The organism is Desulfitobacterium dehalogenans ATCC 51507 (assembly GCF_000243155.2).
GTDB classification, from domain to species: domain Bacteria; phylum Bacillota; class Desulfitobacteriia; order Desulfitobacteriales; family Desulfitobacteriaceae; genus Desulfitobacterium; species Desulfitobacterium dehalogenans.
In genome coordinates, this window is the sequence record NC_018017.1 from 402,804 (window position 1) to 421,048 (window position 18,245).

Below are 18,245 nucleotides of genomic sequence, written 5' to 3' on the forward strand. Positions count from 1 at the left end.
TAGCCCTGTTGTAGCAAGCAGGGTTTTTTCTTTTTTTAGCGAATACCAAAATGTGTAAGTTAAACCCAATAGGAGCGTAGTACAGACATGAAGGAAAAAGAAATTCATTTAACATCAGAGGAGATTGACTATCTATTAAAGGGTACGATTCATTGGGAGGATATTGCATCTCGGACGGCGGGGTCCTGGAGAAAACCTATGGGCACAGGAAGTAAGGGTTCTGAGTCCAGAGACTTCTTGAGGAAGGCTCCCTTCAAAGATATTGAGGAGACTAAAGATTTCGGAAAGAGCACTATTGAGACAAAGGTTTCGGAGAGAAATCCTTTCGATGGAAAGACTTTTGAAAGAAGTTTTAATAATCAAGAAAATAAACATGAAAGCTTTAAGAGGGACTTTAATGAAGACGAAGCCAACGAAGATTTTTTAGGGAATATCAATGAAGATTTCTTCGAAAGGGAGCAGCCCTTTTGGTCGGGAACTAAAGTCTACATCGTATTATCTTTAATGGGATGCATTACCCTAGGGACATGGGCATACTTCGTTTTTGCTTGATTAGCAAAAACGAAGTTTTTTTATTCAAAGGAACTTTTTCTGCACTATGTAATGAGTTGTAAGAAATAGGGAAGGATAATTTGATAAGGATATGAAGAAAGAATCCACTTAAAGTATTTGCAAAAATGCAATTTTAGGGTAAAATATCATCAAAGGTCAAAGAAGGTCATAAAGTCAGAGAATGTCATAATCAAGGGAGTGTCGTGTAATGGGAAATCTAGCAGACCGCATCGAAGTTTATTTGAAGCGGATCTTGGAACAATCGGCGGAGGGCCATGTTATTCTGCAACGGGGTGTTCTGGCTGAGGAGTTCTCATGTGCTCCATCTCAGATTAATTATGTTCTTGATACTCGCTTCTCTATTGAGCGGGGGTATTTAGTAGAGAGCCGTCGCGGTGGCGGCGGATATTTGCGGATTGTCCGCTTGGGCTTTCAGGATGATGGAGATTTTCAAAATATAATGAAACAGCTTATCGGCAGCCAGTTAGGGGAGAGTCGTGCTTTTAACCTGCTGCGACGCCTGGTTGAAGATGAGATTATTACCCGGCGGGAAGAAGAGATCATTCGTACCGTTATCCATCGGGATACCCTGGGACCGGAAAATCCCACCATCAATGGTCTCAGGGCTCATATGATGAAACGAATCCTTCTGACCTTAAGCCGTGAGGATTTGCATTAAAACAGGAGGGGATCGCTATGCTCTGTCAACATTGCAAACAGAGAGAGGCCAATGTCCAGTTTACCAAGATCGTCAATGGAGAAATGGTCAAATTTTACCTTTGCGATCAATGCGCCAAAAATGCACCAGAAGTGAGCTTTGTCTTTAGCCCGGGGATTATTCCGGATTTTTTACAGTCCCTCTTTAATTTTACCACTAATGCCCAAGCCTTAAAGGAAGAATCCTGCCCCCAATGCGGACGTCGGCTTTCAGAGATTACCCAGGCAGGAAAGCTGGGCTGCAGCGGCTGTTACGATAAATTCCAGTCCGAGCTCGAGCCCATCTTGCGCAAGATCCATGGGGGCGGCCGTCATGTAGGCAAGATTCCTGCCCGTAAAGGGGCTGCTATTCGCGAAAAGGTGGAGATTGAGAAACTCAAGGAGAAGCTACAGGAGCTCATTCGCGAGGAAGAGTTTGAAGCAGCCGCCGTGGTACGTGACCAAATTCGTGAACTCGAGCAGAAGCTAGGGGGATGAGACATGAAGAGAAAAGAACATCTGCTGAAGAATAGTGATTGGATGAAGGAAAGCCCGGATACCCCGGTGGTGTTGAGCAGCCGAATTCGTCTGGCACGTAACCTGGAAGGGGTTCCTTTTCCTCAGGGGCTTTCCCAAGAAGCTTCCCAGGATATCGAACAGAAAGTCTCCGGTGAGCTGGAATCCATGACTATCGATCAGGATAAATTAACCTATTATTCAATGAAGGATTTGACTCCTATTGAGCAATATGTGCTGATGGAAAAACACCTGATCAGTCCGGCCTTGGTGAATTCCCGAGGATCCCGGGGGGTAGCCATCAACTCGGATCATCGGATTTCTGTGATGATCAACGAAGAGGATCATCTGAGAATCCAAGTGCTGCTGCCGGGGGATCAACTCAAGGGAGCCTATCTCTTGGCCAATACCATGGATGATAAGTTGGAGGAACACCTGGAATTTGCTTATCGGGAAGCCAAAGGCTATCTGACCGCTTGCCCTACGAATGTGGGAACAGGCATGCGTGCCTCGGTGATGGTGCATATGCCGGCACTGGTCATGACCAACCGTGTACAACAGCTGCTGGGGGCTCTCAATCATCTAGGCTTAGCCGTCCGGGGATTGTATGGGGAAGGTTCCCAAGCCTTTGGGCATATCTATCAAGTATCCAATCAGATTACTTTAGGCAAGAGTGAAGAGGATACCATCACCCACCTGGAAGCGGTGACCCGCCAAATTATCGAGCAGGAAGTCCACGCCAGGGAAGGCTTGGTTCGGGAAGCTCCCTTGACCCTTGAGGATAAGGTCTGGAGAGCCCGGGGAACCCTGGAAAACGCAAGGCTTCTCAGCTCTGAGGATGCTCTCCAATGCCTGTCCCTAGATCGTCTGGGAGTGGATATGGGAATTCTTCCTCCTCATCAGCAAAGTTTCAGCACTCTGCTGGTGGAGACTCTGCCTGCTTCCCTGCAGTATGGTTTGGAGCGGGAGCTTAGCCCGGAGCAAAGGGATGAGGAGCGCGCCAGTTATATGCGGAAGGCTATGGCTGAAGCGAAATAAATTATTTATGGATTAAAACAAGGATGGTGAAATCAAAATGAATGAGAAATATACGGAAAAGGCCCTTAAAGCGCTGCAATTTGCCTCGGAAGAAGCTAAGCGTATGGGCTCGAGTGTGATTGGGACAGAACATCTGCTTCTTGGTTTGGTAGCGGAAGGGGAAGGTATCGCATCCAAATCCCTTCACGGAATCGGGGTGACCCCGGAGAAAATTCGGGAACAAATTGGTAACCTGACCGGTATCGGTCAGCCTTTTACCGGAGAAGTGAGCCTGACTCCCCGGGTTAAACGGGTATTGGAGCTGGCTCATGAAGAAGCCCGTCGCCATGGGGTTAGCTATATCGGTACCGAGCATCTGCTTCTCGGCCTTTTGATGGAAGGAGAAGGGGTGGCGGCTCGGGTGCTTCGCAATCTCGGCGTGAACCCGGAAAGGATTTGGAAGCAAGTGGTTCAGCTCTTAGGAGGTCAATCGGATGATATTCCCATGCCCGGCGGTGCCCCCGGGCCCAGCCCAGTTAAGAATAACGGTACGGCCAATACTCCGGCTTTGAATGAATTTGGTCGGGATTTGACCCAACAAGCTCGGGACGGCAAGCTGGATCCGGTAGTGGGGCGGGAGGATGAGATTGAGCGTGTGGTTCAAGTACTCAGCCGTCGTACCAAAAATAACCCCGTTCTCATCGGAGAACCGGGTGTAGGGAAAACGGCTATTGCTGAAGGCTTAGCCCAACGGATAGTGAGTAATAAAGTGCCTGAGACCTTAGCGGGAAAACGGGTGGTTACCTTAGATCTTTCGGCCGTGGTGGCAGGAAGTAAATATCGCGGGGAATTTGAAGAGCGCCTGAAAAAGGTCATGGAAGAGATTCGTGTGGACGGACGCATTATTGTTTTTATCGATGAGCTCCATACCTTAATCGGTGCCGGAGCGGCTGAAGGGGCCATCGATGCCGCTAATATTCTCAAACCCGCATTAGCCCGGGGAGAGCTCCAATGCATTGGCGCTACAACTTTGGATGAGTACCGTAAATATATCGAAAAAGATCCCGCTCTGGAGCGGCGTTTCCAACCCATTACGGTAGGAGAGCCCACAGTGGAGCAGGCCATTCAGATTCTCTTTGGCTTACGGGATCGTTATGAAGCCCATCACCGTACCAAGATCACCGATGAAGCTGTGGAAGCCGCAGTGAAAATGTCCGATCGTTATATTTCGGATCGTTTCCTGCCGGATAAGGCCATCGACTTAATGGATGAAGCCGCTTCCCGAGTGCGTTTGGCAGCCTTTACAGCTCCGCCGGATCTTAAGTCTTTGGAAGAAAAGATCGAAACCCTGAAGGGTGAGAAGGAAGCAGCAGTCTTAAGTCAGGAGTTTGAAAAGGCAGCCAAATTCCGGGATGAAGAGCATCAACTTCGGGAGGAGCTTTCCCAACTCCGCAACACCTGGGAGAGCAAACGGGATGTGAACCAAAGTGAGGTCACTGCCGATGATATCGCTCAGATCGTGGCCAGTTGGACAGGGATCCCTGTGAAGAAGCTGGCTCAAGAAGAAAGTGAACGGCTCCTGGGCTTGGAGGAGACCCTCCATCAACGAGTGGTGGGACAAGAGGATGCTGTGAAGGCTGTTTCTCGTGCCGTGCGACGGGCTCGGGCAGGGTTAAAGGATCCCAAACGCCCAGTGGGTTCCTTCATCTTCCTTGGACCCACTGGAGTAGGTAAGACAGAGCTGGCTCGGGCTTTGTCAGAAGCCTTATTTGGTGAGGAAGATGCTTTGATTCGTATTGATATGTCCGAGTATATGGAGAAGCATGCCGTTTCCCGTCTGGTAGGGGCACCTCCCGGATACATCGGTCATGATGAAGGGGGGCAATTGACGGAAGCCGTCCGCCGTAAGCCCTATAGTGTTATTCTACTGGATGAAATCGAAAAGGCTCATCCTGAGGTCTTCAATATCCTGCTGCAAGTTTTGGAGGATGGCCGCCTCACCGATACCAAGGGCAGAACTGTGGATTTTCGAAATGCAGTAATAATTATGACCTCCAATGTAGGGGCCTCCTTTATGAGAAAAGAAGCTCTGGGCTTTGCATCCCGTCGGGATGAAGAGACCGAGTATAAAAATATGAGCTCACGAGTTATGGAGGAACTGAAAAGGACCTTCCGCCCAGAGTTCCTTAACCGGGTGGATGAAATTGTGGTTTTCCATTCTCTCCAAGCAGAAGGGCTCATGAAGATTACCGAGATTTTAATGAAGCAAGTCAATGGTCGTCTCAAGGAGCAAGGCTATGATCTGCAGGTAGAAAAGAGTGCTCTGGAGCTTATTGCTAAAGAGGGCAACGATCCTGCCTTCGGTGCTCGTCCGCTTCGTCGGGCCATTCAACGTCTGATTGAAGACAGTTTGTCGGAAAAGATTCTTCTCGGAGAGTTTAAGTCCGGAGACAAGATTAAGGTGGAAGAGGAAGGGAACAAGATGAAGTTCTCCAAAGTCAAAGCTCGCAAAAGCAAAAAGGCCGAGGCTGCTGAGTGACTGACGGAAAGTTAAGTCAATCTAAATGCTAGGAGAAGAATTACGAACCATAGGCCAGCCTTTGGGTTGGCCTATGGTTTTTTTATAGGCCAGTCTTATGAATTTTGTATTCTTAAGCGGATTCCAATAGAATGAAAAGGGTTTTAAACCCTTTATGACGTATAATATTATTGTTAGTGTATAATAGAACATATTCAGAGGAAAGGCGGATACCGTTTTGGCAAAGGTGAAGACGCGGTTTTTTTGTCAGTCCTGCGGACAGGAAAGCCCTCGTTGGCTCGGGAAATGTCCGGGCTGTGGGGAATGGAATACCTTAGTAGAAGAAGTTTTGGAGCGTTCCACCGCCAAACGTACCCCCTCAGGAGTTAAGGCAACGCCTTTGACAGAGATTCAGATCCGGGAGGAAGAACGAGTCAGCTCAGGCAGTCAGGAGCTGAACAGAGTCTTGGGAGGGGGGATCGTTCCCGGCTCCTTTGTTCTTTTGGGTGGTGAACCGGGAATCGGCAAATCCACTCTTCTTCTGCAAACTGCGGGATTATTAGCTAAGGTCATGGATGTCCTGTATATTACCGGGGAAGAATCGGAAAAGCAGATTAAGTTGAGAGCGGAGCGGTTGGGGATTAAGGAATCCCGTCTGCATATTTTGACAGAGACTCGACTGGAGATTGTACGGGATGTGGTCATGGTTATGCAGCCGGGCTTATTGATTGTAGATTCTATTCAAACCATGGTGCTGGAGGATTTGCAGGCAGCGGCAGGCAGCGTAAGCCAGGTTCGGGAGGGAGCGGCCTTCTTGATGCGGTTAGCCAAAGAGGAGGAGATTCCTGTTTTTCTCGTGGGTCATGTGACCAAGGAAGGAGCCATCGCCGGCCCCAGAGTTCTTGAGCATATTGTGGATACGGTGCTTTATTTCGAAGGGGATCGTCATCATGTCTATCGTTTGTTAAGGGCTGTGAAGAATCGTTTCGGCTCCACCAATGAGATTGGAGTTTTTGAGATGCATGAAGACGGTCTGGTGGAGGTATCTAATCCCTCGAAAGTATTCCTGGGAGAGAATTCATCCACTGCGCCCGGGTCCTCGGTGGCGGTGGTTATGGAAGGCTCCCGACCTTTGTTAGTGGAGATTCAAGCTCTTGTTACTCCTACTACCTATGGACCGCCTCGCCGTACGGCTACGGGAATCGACTACAACCGGATTTTGATGCTGTTGGCTGTTTTGGATAAAAAGGTGGGCTTTCATCTTGGGGCCCAGGATGTGTTTATCAATATTGCCGGTGGTATCCGTATTGAGGAACCGGGAGTGGATCTGGCTTGCATTGCAGCCATCGCTTCCAGCCTGGGGGAGCGACCGTTAAAGCGCTATGCCTTGATTGGGGAAGTGGGGCTTACAGGAGAGGTGCGGGGGATTTCTCAGATCGAGAATCGAGTGAAGGAAGCTGTAAAATTAGGCTTTGAAGGCTGTATTGTTCCTCAGATTAATTTCTCAGCGGTGAAAGCGCCGGGGAATTTTACGGTGATTCCGGTGAAGACGGTTGAGGAGGCTGTCCGGGTCATGTTCGAGCAGTAATGACCGATACGGTGAGGGATAAAATAAGCCGTATCCTGAGGATACGGCTGTAACAGATTTTTCACTAAAAGTTAAGAGAATGTTTATGGTTTATTTAAGGTTCACATGGTACCCTTAATAGAGAATCGCAAAGATTCTGACCGGGACCTTTGGAGAAAGGAAACGTCAGATTTGAGTGGTATCTAGGTGAGGTTAAAGATGGTGAGGGTCGAGAGTCGTGTTTCCTCCTTCTTGATGACGTCGTCAAGAGAAATCCCCAGAGCGTTTGCTAAGGCGGCTATGTAAAAGAGCTGCTTGCCCAGTTCCGTTTCAATGATGTCTTTGCAGTTTTCGCAAAGTTCACCATCAAGTTGGCTGTCCAGCAAATTCTTTAAGTCGCTAAAACTCGCTTCTTCCGGGATGGGCTTCTTGTGGGCGTCTATACTTAAGCAGCCACAATTGGTCACAGTCTTCACTACGGCTCGATTGACTCGAGCGGAGGTTTCCTGCCCCTTGGTCAGGATATCCAAGACACTTTGGTGGCGGATTAAGAGAGATTCAACGAGTGTTTGATAGCGATCCGTGAGATTTTCCATGAATTATTTCCTCACTCCTTTCTGACACCTTAATTATAGCGACCGGTTGGTAGAGTTGTCAATTTTCTACAATCCTGGAATCCTGATAAGAGAAAAACCGAAACAAAGAAGAAATTGACAGAATAGCTTGTCTGTGATATAATTAAAAAATTTTTGACCCCCTATTTAAATATTGCTATAATGAGTATAAGGGGGGATCTGAATGTTTGATATCGGAGATAGAGTAGTTTACCCTATGCATGGAGCGGGTATCATCGAAGCTATCGAAGAGCGAGAGGTTCTTGGAGAGTCCCAACAGTACTATGTCATGAATATTCCGGTAGGGAATATGAAGGTTTATATACCTTTAAATAATGTGAATCAATTGGGTATACGGGAGGTTATCTCTTTAGAGGAGGTGCCTCAGGTTTTAAAAATTCTAGAAAATGAAAGTACTCTTCCTGCTTTGGCCTGGAATAGAAGGTATCGGGCCAATATGGACCGAATAAAAAGCGGGGATATATATTCTGTTGCGGAGGTGGTGCGCAGCCTTTTTCAAAGAGATAGGGAAAAGGGGCTATCGACAGGTGAAAAGAAAATGTATGATAGTGCTTATCAGATTCTCGTCAGTGAATTGATTCTGGCCGAGGGTGTGAAAGCTGATGAGATGACAGAGCGAATTAGGGGGCTTCTTGCCTAAATTTTAGAATTGAAAATATATGGTAATTCCTAGTATAATGAAAAAAGGTTTCAGCCAAAATACTATAAAGGAGGTGAAATGATGATTCGCAACATAGTGCGCGTTATCATCACGGTTTTATCAGGTGCCATAGGTTTTTACCTTAATGTTATTCTTTTGAGGCTTGATGTGCTCCAGTCTCTGGGATGGCAGATTTCCCCCATTTGGACTTACGTAACGATGGTAGCTGTTTTTGCTATTCTTGGTTTTCTGATTGCTCCGGCGAGCATGCGAGGTTTTTTGAAAATGATTTCCTGGTTCGATGCTCGCATGACTAAAGTGCCTATAAACGATTTGATTGGTGGAGCAATTGGCGTCATTATCGGACTTATAATTGCTAGTTTATTAAGTAGTGCCTTAAGAGGCATTCCCGTTATCGGGTCTGTGATATCCATTATTTTAAGCGTTTCCTTTGGTTACTTAGGTTTGATCATTGGAGTAAAACGTAAAGAAGAGGTCTTGGGCTTTTTTACCTTTCTTCCGAGATTTAAGGGGGATAAAGGAGAGAAAGGTAAGGGTAAGGATGGTAACCATAGACAAAACATAGGAGCCTCTCAACCCAACTATAAAATTTTGGATACCAGTGTGATTATCGATGGGCGCATTGCGGATATCGTTCAGACCGGTTTTCTCGAAGGCACCCTTCTTATTCCGGGCTTCGTTCTGGAAGAGCTTCAGCATATCGCTGACTCCTCCGATCTTCTCAAGCGCAATCGCGGTCGTCGGGGGTTGGATATCTTAAACCAGATCTCCAAAGAAGAGTTGGCTAATAATGTGGAGATCATGGAAATAGACTTCGAGGATATCTCTGAGGTGGACAGCAAATTGGTCCGCTTAGGGCAAAATCTTGGTGCTCCTATCCTCACTAACGACTATAACCTTAATAAGGTGGCAGAGCTGCAAGGGGTTAAGGTCCTCAATATCAATGAGCTGGCCAACGCGGTGAAGCCTATTGTCCTTCCCGGAGAAGAGATGGAAGTTCAGGTGATGAAAGAGGGTAAAGAACCAGGACAAGGCGTGGCTTATCTGGATGACGGTACCATGATCGTTGTGGATACAGGTCGGCGTTATATGGGACAAACCATTACCGTTTTGGTAACCAGCGTCCTGCAGACAGCCGCGGGACGAATGATTTTTGCCAAACCCAAAGCTCTTGTTGAAAAAAAGTCGATTGGCCTGTCAGCGACGAATGAGGTGAATGCCCTTGGTTAAGCTGGGTGTAATTATCCCTGCTGCAGGTCAAGGAAAACGTATGGGGGCCTCCATTAATAAGCAATTCCTCTCTTTACAGGGACGCCCGATTCTCACCCATACCCTTTCACTCTTTGAACGGTCCGAGGCTGTCGCTGAGATTGTAATTGTTAGTTCAAAAAAGGATCGGGAACGAATCGGTGAACTGGTTTGTACAGAAGGTTTTCAGAAGGTCTCTGCCATCGTATTAGGTGGAGAAGAACGTCAAGAATCAGTATTTGCGGGGGTTAAAGCTCTTAGCCCCTTAATCAAAAGGGTGGCGGTCCATGATGGGGCCCGCCCCCTTTTGACATGTCTGGAATTGAACCGGTTTTTTACAGAGGCGGCAAAATTTAGGGCGGCAATTATGGCTATTCCGGTAAAGGATACAATTAAGAGAGTGGATGCCCGGGGTGAGGTCATAGAGACACCCCCTCGGGAAACTCTAAGGGCTATCCAGACTCCTCAAGTTTTTGAGCGCTCCCTTCTGGAAGAAGCCCACCGCAAAGCAAGAGAAGTGGGTTATCTTACCACTGACGACGCCGCTCTTATCGAGTGGCTGGGTCATCCGGTCCAAACCCTTATGGGATCCCTGGAAAACATCAAAATCACCACTCCCGAAGATTTGGATCTAGCCGAAATGATCCTTGCCAAACGCAAGGCGTAACTCATTAGACCGTGCTAAAAGAATGTGTGTAATGGTATAATAATCGTTAGAAAAATTCAAAGGGAGATAACCAATGCTAAGAGTAGGAATTGGCTATGACGTTCATGCCCTGGTGGAAGGACGTCCACTGATACTGGCTGGGATAGATATCCCTCATGAAAAAGGACTGCTAGGTCATTCCGATGCTGATGTCTTAACCCATACTCTCATGGATGCCCTCTTAGGAGCCTTGGCGCTAGGGGATCTGGGGAAGCATTTCCCGGATACCGATGAGCGGTATCGAGGGGTTTCGAGTATGAAGCTTCTTGAGTATGTTATGGAGCTACTGGAGGAACAAGGCTATATAATCGGTAATGTTGACTGTATTATCGCTGCCCAGCGACCAAAGCTTGCGCCACATATTTCTCAAATGCGGGAGAATCTCGCCCGTGCTCTCAAGACCGACATAGGAAACGTCTCAATAAAGGCAACCACCACAGAGCGCTTGGGCTTCGAAGGCCGTGAAGAAGGCATCAGTTCTCAGGCTATTGTGTGCTTGGTTAAGGTTTGAGCTAAACTATTTATTCAAGGAGGATACCTATGCTTAAAGTTCGTTTTGCCCCCAGTCCAACGGGCCCCTTACATATCGGCGGTGCGCGTTCCGCCCTCTTTAATTACTTACTCGCCCGCAAAGAAAACGGAGTCTTTATCGTCCGCAGTGAGGACACAGATCTAGAGCGCTCCAGCCGGGAATCAGAACACAATATCCTGGAGGCTCTGCGCTGGCTAAACATTCCATGGGATGAAGGAATCGAGGTCGGCGGCGACAACGGACCTTACCGCCAGACCGAGCGCCTGGCTCTTTATCAGGAATATACCGACAAGCTCTTGGCCAGCGGAAACGCCTATTATTGCTATTGCTCAGAAGAAGAGCTGGAGCAAGAGCGACAGGACTTGATTGCTAAAGGGGATACTCCGCGTTACCTGGGCAAATGCCGTCACCTTTCAGAAGAAGAACACAAAAAATACAAAGAGGAAGGCCGTAAGCCTGTGGTTCGTTTCCAGGTACCTGAGGGCCGGCAGATTGTGATCAATGACCGAGTGCGGGGCGAAGTTATCTTTGACAGTGATGGAATCGGGGATTATGTTATTGTTAAATCCGATGGCATCCCTACCTATAATTTTGCCGTGGTCATCGACGATACTACAATGAATGTGACCCATGTCATTCGTGGGGAAGAGCATCTCTCCAACACCCCCCGCCAGGTGCTGATATACCAAGCCTTGGGTCTTCCTACTCCGGAATTCGCTCATATCTCCTTGATTCTTAATACTGAAGGAAGAAAAATGAGCAAACGGGATGGAGATACAGCGGTTATTGATTATCAAGCCAAAGGGTATCTGCCGGAGGCGGTGGTGAACTTCATTGCTCTAATGGGCTGGTCACCGGCAGGGGAAGAAGAATTCTTTACTCTGGAAGAAATGATCCCGGCCTTCTCCTTGGATCGGGTCTCTAAGAGTCCGGCAGTTTTTGACTTGAATAAATTAAACTATATGAATGCTCATTATATAAAGAAAGCAGATCCCGACCGTCTCACAGATTTGGCTGTGCCTTATCTTCAAGAGATGGGGGTCATTTCTCAAGGAACCCTTTCCGAAGGAGATCGGGCCTGGGTGACTCACTATGTCCAAGCCATCATCAACCATCTTTCCTATATAGCTCAGGTTAAGGATTTTGTCCATTATGTGCGGGGAGGAGAGGTTCCTGCTCCGGAAGGGGAAGCATTGGAGATCCTGCAAGGGGAACAAGTTCCGGCTGTGCTAGACCTCTTTGTGGAAAAATTGAAGGGCTTGGATACAATTAGTGTGGATACGGTGAAGCCTTTGTTTAAGCAGATCACCAAAGAAATGAAGCTGGGCGGTAAGCAAGTCTTTATGCCCATCCGGGTTGCGCTGACCGGACAAATGCATGGACCGGAACTCTATGACATTGTTCCTCTTTTAGGACTGGATAATGTCCTGAGCCGCTTGGAAAGAACGCAGGCGTTGCTGGTTCGGCAGGCATAGGGGGTTGCGCTGACTGCGTTGACAAAGGTCTGCAAGCATTGAAAGAGGAGTCTCCAGGATTTTGCTTTCGGCGTTCACTCCATAAGCTGCGCGGAGCAATCTAATCGCTCAAGACCTCCGCTGCGTCGGGTACCCGGCTAAATCGGCTCCTGCCTCATAGCCGGTTGGAAACGTCCTGTTTCCAACCCGACTCCGCTGCTGTCTTTTCGCGAAGATTGCTTTCCTGCTCGCTTAAATCCGTTCTCTGCCGGAAATCAAAATCCTTGGGGTGCTTTTCGGGCTTTAGTAGCGCGTTGAGGAAAGCGTCGAGCAGGTCCGACTGCTCTGAGACGCTTTTTCCGTCTTTACCGGCGCCGCTTGAGCGGCAGGGCCGGATGCTCCGGAGAAGGCCCCGGAAGAACATGAAAGAAGGGCTTAGGGGGGACCCGCCAGAGTAGCTTAACGTACGGGAGTGAACGATTTAGCGGAGGGGCGGCCATGTTAACGAGGCTTTCTTAACGTAGGCGAGCCGCCGGTTCACACCAGGTACTACCCTAAGGTTTGGCGAGACTGTTAAGAAAGCGAGTTAACCAGCCCTGGAGCTATTGAGTGAACGGATGTACGTTAAGCTACTTGACCCGACCCACCTACCTCCGTCTCTACCCCCGCACAGCAGCAACACCATTGACATTCACCCCAGACAAACTTCTCCTTTATTGACAGGTTCCTAAGGATTCTCTATACTAACACCATGAGCTCAAGCTGCATAGAATACAACATATCCTTTTTCTTTTTGGATAAGATGTTGCCATTAATGCAATCTGAATATGAAATGCACGTCATGAAGGGAAAGAGTAGAAAGATACCTGTGTCAAAGAGAGGGTGGAAAAGGTGGAAGCCATCCCGGAGGATCTTTTGAAGTGCGTCCTGGAGCGTTAGAAGGATGGACACATTCTTCCGTAAAGCTGCGTTAAGGCTATAAGTGGAGCAGGAAACTGTTCAATCAGAGTGGAACCGCGGAAATCCTTCGTCTCTGGACGAGGGGTTTCCTTTTTATTGGGTTTGTTTCTTTTGGATTTAATATATAGAAGGTGATATGTGGTGCTTGGCCAAATTAAGCAAGACATTAATGTGATTTTTGAAAGAGATCCGGCGGCCAAAACGATAGTTGAGGTTATCCTTTGTTATCCGGGTCTTCATGCGTTGATCGCACATCGTCTGGCACACTGCTTGTATAAAAGGAATATGGTTTTAATCCCTCGATTAATCTCCCAGACCTCTCGTTTTTTCACGGGAATAGAGATTCATCCCGGTGCAAAAATCGGCCAGGGGCTCTTTATTGATCACGGTATGGGAGTGGTCATTGGGGAGACTGCCGAAGTAGGGGATAATGTGACCATCTACCAAGGGGTGACTTTAGGTGGAACAGGTAAGGAAAAAGGGAAGAGACACCCTACCGTTGGGAATAATGTATTTATCGGTTCAGGAGCTAAGATATTAGGTTCCATCAAAATTGGAGATAATGTTAAAATCGGGGCAGGATCTGTAGTGACTAAACCTGTTCCCAGCAATACTACTGTGGTAGGAGTTCCTGGAAAAGTGGTCTCCCGCCATGGAGTGCCTATTAAGGAATTGCATGTGGTTACGAAATCTGTGTGCAATAAGGAGATTCGTGCGGAAGAAATGCCGGATCCCGTTCAGGAAATGCTGCAAATACTAATGGAACGAATTAATTATTTGGAGAAAAAATTAGGGGAAAAGGAGAGCTGAATTCAATGGCACTTAGGCTATTCAACACCATGAGCCATCAAAAAGAGGAGTTTATACCCCGGGAAGAGGGCAAGGTGGGCATGTACACCTGCGGCCCAACGGTGTACAACTACTTCCATGTGGGAAATGGACGGATGCTCGTTGTCTTTGATATGATCCGCCGCTATCTTCTATATAAAGGCTATGATGTAACTTTTGTTCAAAACTTTACCGATATTGATGATAAGATTATTAATCGGGGCCATGAAGAGGGGAGGGATCCCCTGGAGCTGGCAGAAAAATATATTGAAGAGTACTTTAAGGATGCCAAGGCCCTTAACTTGATGCCGGCTTCCATACATCCGAAAGCCACCGATCATATTCCGGAGATGATTGAGATTATTAAAGGTCTGGAGGAGCAAGGCTTAGCCTATGCTGTGGAAGGGGATGTTTATTTTGCAGTGGACAAGCTCTCTGCTTATGGCAAGCTTTCCGGCCGGACTCTTGAGGATATGCAAGCCGGTGCCCGAGTGGAAGTAGGAGAACGCAAACGCAACCCTATGGATTTTGCCCTATGGAAAAATGCCAAACCCGGAGAACCCTTCTGGGAAAGCCCTTGGGGGAAAGGCCGTCCCGGCTGGCATATTGAGTGCAGCGCCATGTCCCTGAAATATTTGGGCTCGGGCTTTGACATTCACGGGGGAGGGGGAGATCTGGTCTTCCCTCATCATGAAAATGAAATTGCCCAATCGGAAGGCTATCTCCATGGAGAGACTTTTGCCCGCTATTGGATGCATAATGCCTTTTTAACCTTCAATCAGCAGAAAATGTCTAAATCCCTGGGGAACTTCTTTACTGTTCGTGAGATTCTTGAACATTTTCCTGGGGAAGTGATTCGTTTTTATCTCCTGGGTACTCATTACCGCAGCCCTTTGGATTTTGATGATGAGAACCTGCGTATGGCTCAGAAAGGTTTGGAACGTCTGCAAACCAGTATCCGTCTGGCCGATGAAGCACTGGGCCGCAAAGGACAGGCCTGTGCAGATGCAGCTGCGGATGAAAAACTAAGGGATGCGGCAGAAGAAGCCCGCAAGGAATTTGAAGAGGCCATGGACGACGACTTTAACTCTGCTCTGGCTTATGCCAGTCTCTTTGAATTGGGAAAAGTCATCAACGCCCATGTTCAGGCCTATCCTTACAGCTCCGAAGGACTGCTTAAGGCCAGGGGTACTCTTTGGAAGCTGGCTGATGTTCTGGGCTTTGATTTGGCTAATCCCGCCAACAAGGTTGAAGCCGGTAACGAAAAGCTGGAGCAGGTCATGGATCTCCTTCTGGAAGTAAGAGCCATTGCCCGGAAAAAGAAAGACTGGGAAATGTCCGACCTGATCCGGGACCGGCTGAAAGATCTGGGGATTGTCCTGGAAGATACTCCTCAAGGAGCGCGTTGGACGCTTAAATAAGAAAGGAGGGAAGGGCATTCTGCCCGATCCCATGCCAAGATCCTGGCAGGAAATGAATGCCCTTACCCTAGCCTACCTGGGAGATGTGGTCTATGAGCTTTGGGTCAGGACTCATCTTCTCAATAACGGTTATGAAAAGGTTAAGGACCTTCACCGTCTGGCTACCAAATATGTTCGGGCGGGGACCCAAGCTAAGCTTCTTCATCACATTCTCCCCTTTCTCGATGATCAGGAAACCTCTGTGGTTCATCGGGGGAGAAATGCCAAAGGAGGCCATCCTAAAAGCACCGATGTCATAACTTACCGCCATGCCACCGCTTTTGAAGCCTTGGTGGGCTATTGGCAGTTGACCGGCAGGACAGAGCGTATGCTGTGGGCCTTTGAGCAGGTGGACGAGTTTATTCGGGAAGAGGATGAAGAAAAAGGTAATGGTGAAACCACCAAGGAAGAAGAGTCTTTCACAGATGACTTGATTATAGGGGGAGAGAGAAGTGAATATTGAACTGATTCAATACACACCGGATCCGGAAAAAGTCATTGCGGCCGCTGCCCGTTTGTGCTATTCGCCTGATCCGGTTCCGGAGCTCATGGAACAGTTGGATGAGGAAAGGGTAGCCAATTTCGTGCAGAAGCTTCGCTCCATGGGTCATCTTTCACCTTTTGAGCATGTCAGCTTTCAATTCTCCATCGATGGCGTATCTCGTGCTTTGTCCCATCAATTGGTCCGCCATCGGATCGCCAGCTATTCTCAACGATCGCAGCGTTATGTAAAAGAAGAAGGGTTTGACTTCGTCATACCTCCTACCATACGCCGTAATCCTCAAGCCCTGGAACGCTTCGAGAATGTCATGGCCACTCTGCAAGAAGAATACCAAGCCCTGCTGGCTATGGTCCCTGCAGAAGATGCCCGCTATATCTTGCCCAACGCCTGTACCACCTCGTTGATGGCTACCTTTAATGCCCGTTCTTTAATGAACTTCTTCGAGCATAGAACCTGCATGCGCGCCCAATGGGAAATCCGCATCCTTGCCCAAAGAATGCTGGAGCTAGTCCGGGAAGTGGCTCCCAATGTCTTTGGCCAAGCCGGACCCACCTGCGTTACCCAAGGGATCTGCCACGAAGGGGCCATGAGCTGTGGCCGGATTAAGGCGCTGAAGAAGCAAAAAGGAAAGGATGACCCTAATCTATGACCGACGAAATCGTATACGGCCGCAATGCCGTTTGGGAACTTCTCCAATCGGGCAAGCCTGTCAACAAGCTCCTTTTCCAATCGGAAGGTACGACTGGCCGCTTCCAGGACATGGTCAGCCATGCCCGGGCCCAGAAGATTCCCTTTCAATTCGTGGATAAAGCAGCCCTTGACCGTTTGACCGAAAAAGCCAAGCATCAGGGAGTCTTAGCCTACGTTGCCCCGCGGGAATATGCCGAAGTGGACGATATCCTCGCTCTGGCCGGAGAAAAAGGCGAGGATCCTTTTATCCTCGTCTTGGATGAAGTGGAAGATCCTCATAATCTAGGCGCCCTCATTCGGACAGCCGATGCTGCAGGTGTCCATGGGGTGATTATCCCAAAGCGGCGCAGTGTTTCCCTGACCGCCACTGTAGCTAAGACCTCAGCCGGTGCTGTGGAGCATGTCCTGGTAGCCCGGGTAGGGAATCTGGTTCAGACCCTGAAGGATCTCCAAAAGGCGGGGTGCTGGATCTCTGGGGCTGAAGCGGGAGGAACGGAAGTCTATGGCTCCGACCTTACAGGAGCACGGGTCATCGTCATAGGAAGTGAGGGTAAGGGATTGAGCCGGCTGATCAAAGAGACCTGTGACGAGATCGTCAGCCTCCCCATGAGAGGACAGATCAATTCATTAAATGCCAGTGTGGCGGGTTCTATTCTAATGTACGAGGTTCTTCGTCAGCGGAGGGGAAATAAAAAACATTAAAAACTTGCCTAAAAAATAGGGTAACCGGGTCCTATAATGCGAAGACCCGGGTCCAAAAGCCCAAACTCGGCTTGTAGAGTGCATGAGACGACAGAACCTCTAAAACTTCGCCTTGACGCTTCCGTTTTTTCCAAGGTATAATGAGTATGTTCTTGCGGACAAGAGCGATAATCCATTACAACATCTTCATCACCATGATACGGGAGGGATCGCTTTGACACTTAACGCCCAACTCGAAGTGTTGGAAGAGTGCGACACGAATGAAGTCATAGTGGATGAAGAAGTCGTAGAGCTGGCCAAAAACGGTGATGCCGAAGCACAGGAATACTTAATTAATAAGTACAAGAACTTTGTCAGAGCAAAAGCAAGATCATACTTCCTTATTGGAGCAGATCGTGAAGATATTATCCAAGAAGGGATGATTGGGCTCTACAAAGCGATTCGAGATTTCCGTGGTGATAAGCTCTCCTCGTTCCGAGCCTTTGCTGAGCTGTGTATTACAAGGCAGATTATTACAGCCATTAAGACAGCTACCCGGCAAAAGCATATCCCTTTGAATTCCTACGTGTCCTTAAATAAACCTATCTATGACGAAGACTCGGATAGAACCTTGCTGGATGTGATCTCCGGAACAAGAATAACCGACCCCGAGGAATTGATCATCAGTCAGGAAGAATTCGATGATATCGAAGAAAAGATGGGTGAGATCTTGAGTTCCTTGGAGTGGAAAGTCCTGATGGCTTACCTCGAAGGCAAATCCTATCAAGAGATTGCAGTAGACCTACATAGGCATGTGAAATCCATTGACAATGCTCTCCAAAGAGTAAAAAGAAAGCTTGAGCGTTACCTGGAACGTCGTGATGGATAAGCTATGCTTTGCTATGACCGGTGTTTGACTAGGATATTAAGTTAATAAAAAGAAAGAGTATCATGTTACCGGCTTGATGAAGTCGGTTTTTCATTTTGTGGTCTAGCCATTAGCTGCAGATTTCTTTTATAAA

At 48.0% G+C, this 18,245-nt stretch carries 18 protein-coding genes and 1 other annotated feature; of the genes, 17 read left to right on the forward strand and 1 reads right to left on the reverse strand.

All coding sequences use genetic code 11. From position 1 onward, the window contains the following. Positions 1-87 precede the first annotated feature (87 nt). The 6 genes from DESDE_RS01885 (at position 88) to radA (ending at position 6,887) form a co-directional block, all read left to right on the forward strand. Positions 88-552, forward strand: a complete 465-nt coding sequence (locus DESDE_RS01885; protein WP_014792353.1) for a hypothetical protein — start codon at positions 88-90, stop codon at positions 550-552. A gap of 208 nt (positions 553-760) precedes the next feature. Further along, the gene (locus DESDE_RS01890; RefSeq protein ID WP_014792354.1) at positions 761-1,231 is read left to right on the forward strand and encodes a CtsR family transcriptional regulator; all 471 of its coding nucleotides are present in this window, start codon (positions 761-763) and stop codon (positions 1,229-1,231) included. 17 nt (positions 1,232-1,248) lie between these two features. Then, entirely contained in the window at positions 1,249-1,746 is a 498-nt protein-coding gene (locus tag DESDE_RS01895; RefSeq protein WP_014792355.1) for a UvrB/UvrC motif-containing protein, read from the forward strand. A gap of 3 nt (positions 1,747-1,749) precedes the next feature. Next, positions 1,750-2,802, forward strand: coding sequence for a protein arginine kinase (locus DESDE_RS01900; protein ID WP_014792356.1), 1,053 nt, complete (start codon positions 1,750-1,752; stop codon positions 2,800-2,802). Positions 2,803-2,839: 37 nt separating this feature from the next. After that, positions 2,840-5,320: an ATP-dependent Clp protease ATP-binding subunit gene (locus tag DESDE_RS01905; protein ID WP_014792357.1), complete on the forward strand. Its 2,481-nt coding sequence runs from the start codon at positions 2,840-2,842 to the stop codon at positions 5,318-5,320. A gap of 217 nt (positions 5,321-5,537) precedes the next feature. Next, positions 5,538-6,887, forward strand: a complete 1,350-nt coding sequence (radA, locus tag DESDE_RS01910; protein WP_014792358.1) for a DNA repair protein RadA — start codon at positions 5,538-5,540, stop codon at positions 6,885-6,887. A 182-nt stretch (positions 6,888-7,069) separates the two neighbouring features. Here the strand turns inward: radA and DESDE_RS01915 are convergent, their stop codons facing one another. Beyond that, entirely contained in the window at positions 7,070-7,462 is a 393-nt protein-coding gene (locus DESDE_RS01915; protein WP_014792359.1) for a nucleoside triphosphate pyrophosphohydrolase family protein, read from the reverse strand. A 202-nt stretch (positions 7,463-7,664) separates the two neighbouring features. On the opposite strand from DESDE_RS01915, the gene DESDE_RS01920 reads away from it, so the two are divergent. The 11 genes from DESDE_RS01920 to sigH all read left to right on the forward strand — a co-directional run bounded on the left by DESDE_RS01920 (position 7,665) and on the right by sigH (position 18,112). Continuing rightward, positions 7,665-8,141, forward strand: coding sequence for a CarD family transcriptional regulator (locus tag DESDE_RS01920; protein ID WP_014792360.1), 477 nt, complete (start codon positions 7,665-7,667; stop codon positions 8,139-8,141). Positions 8,142-8,222: 81 nt separating this feature from the next. After that, positions 8,223-9,392, forward strand: a complete 1,170-nt coding sequence (locus DESDE_RS01925; protein ID WP_014792361.1) for a PIN/TRAM domain-containing protein — start codon at positions 8,223-8,225, stop codon at positions 9,390-9,392. Continuing rightward, the gene (gene ispD, locus DESDE_RS01930; RefSeq protein ID WP_014792362.1) at positions 9,385-10,077 is read left to right on the forward strand and encodes a 2-C-methyl-D-erythritol 4-phosphate cytidylyltransferase; all 693 of its coding nucleotides are present in this window, start codon (positions 9,385-9,387) and stop codon (positions 10,075-10,077) included. The genes DESDE_RS01925 and ispD overlap by 8 nt, the downstream gene beginning before the upstream one ends. A 73-nt stretch (positions 10,078-10,150) precedes the next feature. Further along, positions 10,151-10,627 carry a 2-C-methyl-D-erythritol 2,4-cyclodiphosphate synthase gene (gene ispF, locus DESDE_RS01935; protein ID WP_014792363.1) on the forward strand — a complete coding sequence of 159 codons (477 nt, stop codon included), beginning with the start codon at positions 10,151-10,153 and terminating at the stop codon, positions 10,625-10,627. A 29-nt stretch (positions 10,628-10,656) separates the two neighbouring features. Further along, positions 10,657-12,123 (forward strand): glutamate--tRNA ligase, encoded by a 1,467-nt coding sequence (gltX, locus tag DESDE_RS01940; RefSeq protein WP_014792364.1) that lies wholly within the window; start codon positions 10,657-10,659, stop codon positions 12,121-12,123. Between the two features lie 811 nt (positions 12,124-12,934). Continuing rightward, positions 12,935-13,140: a binding site (T-box leader), on the forward strand. A 60-nt stretch (positions 13,141-13,200) separates the two neighbouring features. After that, entirely contained in the window at positions 13,201-13,872 is a 672-nt protein-coding gene (cysE, locus tag DESDE_RS01950) for a serine O-acetyltransferase (RefSeq protein WP_014792365.1), read from the forward strand. A 5-nt stretch (positions 13,873-13,877) separates the two neighbouring features. Then, entirely contained in the window at positions 13,878-15,311 is a 1,434-nt protein-coding gene (cysS, locus tag DESDE_RS01955; RefSeq protein WP_014792366.1) for a cysteine--tRNA ligase, read from the forward strand. 31 nt (positions 15,312-15,342) lie between these two features. Beyond that, positions 15,343-15,813, forward strand: coding sequence for a Mini-ribonuclease 3 (locus DESDE_RS01960; RefSeq protein WP_014792367.1), 471 nt, complete (start codon positions 15,343-15,345; stop codon positions 15,811-15,813). After that, a complete protein-coding gene (thyX, locus tag DESDE_RS01965; protein WP_014792368.1) occupies positions 15,803-16,501 on the forward strand; it encodes an FAD-dependent thymidylate synthase in 699 nt (232 codons plus the stop codon). Before DESDE_RS01960 ends, thyX begins: the two co-directional genes overlap by 11 nt. After that, entirely contained in the window at positions 16,498-17,244 is a 747-nt protein-coding gene (rlmB, locus tag DESDE_RS01970) for a 23S rRNA (guanosine(2251)-2'-O)-methyltransferase RlmB (RefSeq protein ID WP_014792369.1), read from the forward strand. The genes thyX and rlmB overlap by 4 nt, the downstream gene beginning before the upstream one ends. Positions 17,245-17,458: 214 nt before the next feature. Then, positions 17,459-18,112 (forward strand): RNA polymerase sporulation sigma factor SigH, encoded by a 654-nt coding sequence (gene sigH, locus DESDE_RS01975; protein ID WP_014792370.1) that lies wholly within the window; start codon positions 17,459-17,461, stop codon positions 18,110-18,112. Positions 18,113-18,245: the final 133 nt, after the last annotated feature.

Bases quoted from the DNA above. Each gene is read 5' to 3' on its own strand.
- gltX (WP_014792364.1), top strand. From the start codon at position 10,657: ATGCTTAAAGTTCGTTTTGCCCCCAGTCCAACGGGCCCCTTACATATC.
- DESDE_RS01905 (WP_014792357.1), top strand. From the start codon at position 2,840: ATGAATGAGAAATATACGGAAAAGGCCCTTAAAGCGCTGCAATTTGCC.
- DESDE_RS01915 (WP_014792359.1), bottom strand. From the start codon at position 7,462: ATGGAAAATCTCACGGATCGCTATCAAACACTCGTTGAATCTCTCTTA.
- ispF (WP_014792363.1), top strand. From the start codon at position 10,151: ATGCTAAGAGTAGGAATTGGCTATGACGTTCATGCCCTGGTGGAAGGA.
- DESDE_RS01885 (WP_014792353.1), top strand. From the start codon at position 88: ATGAAGGAAAAAGAAATTCATTTAACATCAGAGGAGATTGACTATCTA.
- rlmB (WP_014792369.1), top strand. From the start codon at position 16,498: ATGACCGACGAAATCGTATACGGCCGCAATGCCGTTTGGGAACTTCTC.
- cysS (WP_014792366.1), top strand. From the start codon at position 13,878: ATGGCACTTAGGCTATTCAACACCATGAGCCATCAAAAAGAGGAGTTT.
- DESDE_RS01890 (WP_014792354.1), top strand. From the start codon at position 761: ATGGGAAATCTAGCAGACCGCATCGAAGTTTATTTGAAGCGGATCTTG.
- DESDE_RS01900 (WP_014792356.1), top strand. From the start codon at position 1,750: ATGAAGAGAAAAGAACATCTGCTGAAGAATAGTGATTGGATGAAGGAA.
- DESDE_RS01925 (WP_014792361.1), top strand. From the start codon at position 8,223: ATGATTCGCAACATAGTGCGCGTTATCATCACGGTTTTATCAGGTGCC.
- DESDE_RS01960 (WP_014792367.1), top strand. From the start codon at position 15,343: ATGCCAAGATCCTGGCAGGAAATGAATGCCCTTACCCTAGCCTACCTG.
- DESDE_RS01895 (WP_014792355.1), top strand. From the start codon at position 1,249: ATGCTCTGTCAACATTGCAAACAGAGAGAGGCCAATGTCCAGTTTACC.
- DESDE_RS01920 (WP_014792360.1), top strand. From the start codon at position 7,665: ATGTTTGATATCGGAGATAGAGTAGTTTACCCTATGCATGGAGCGGGT.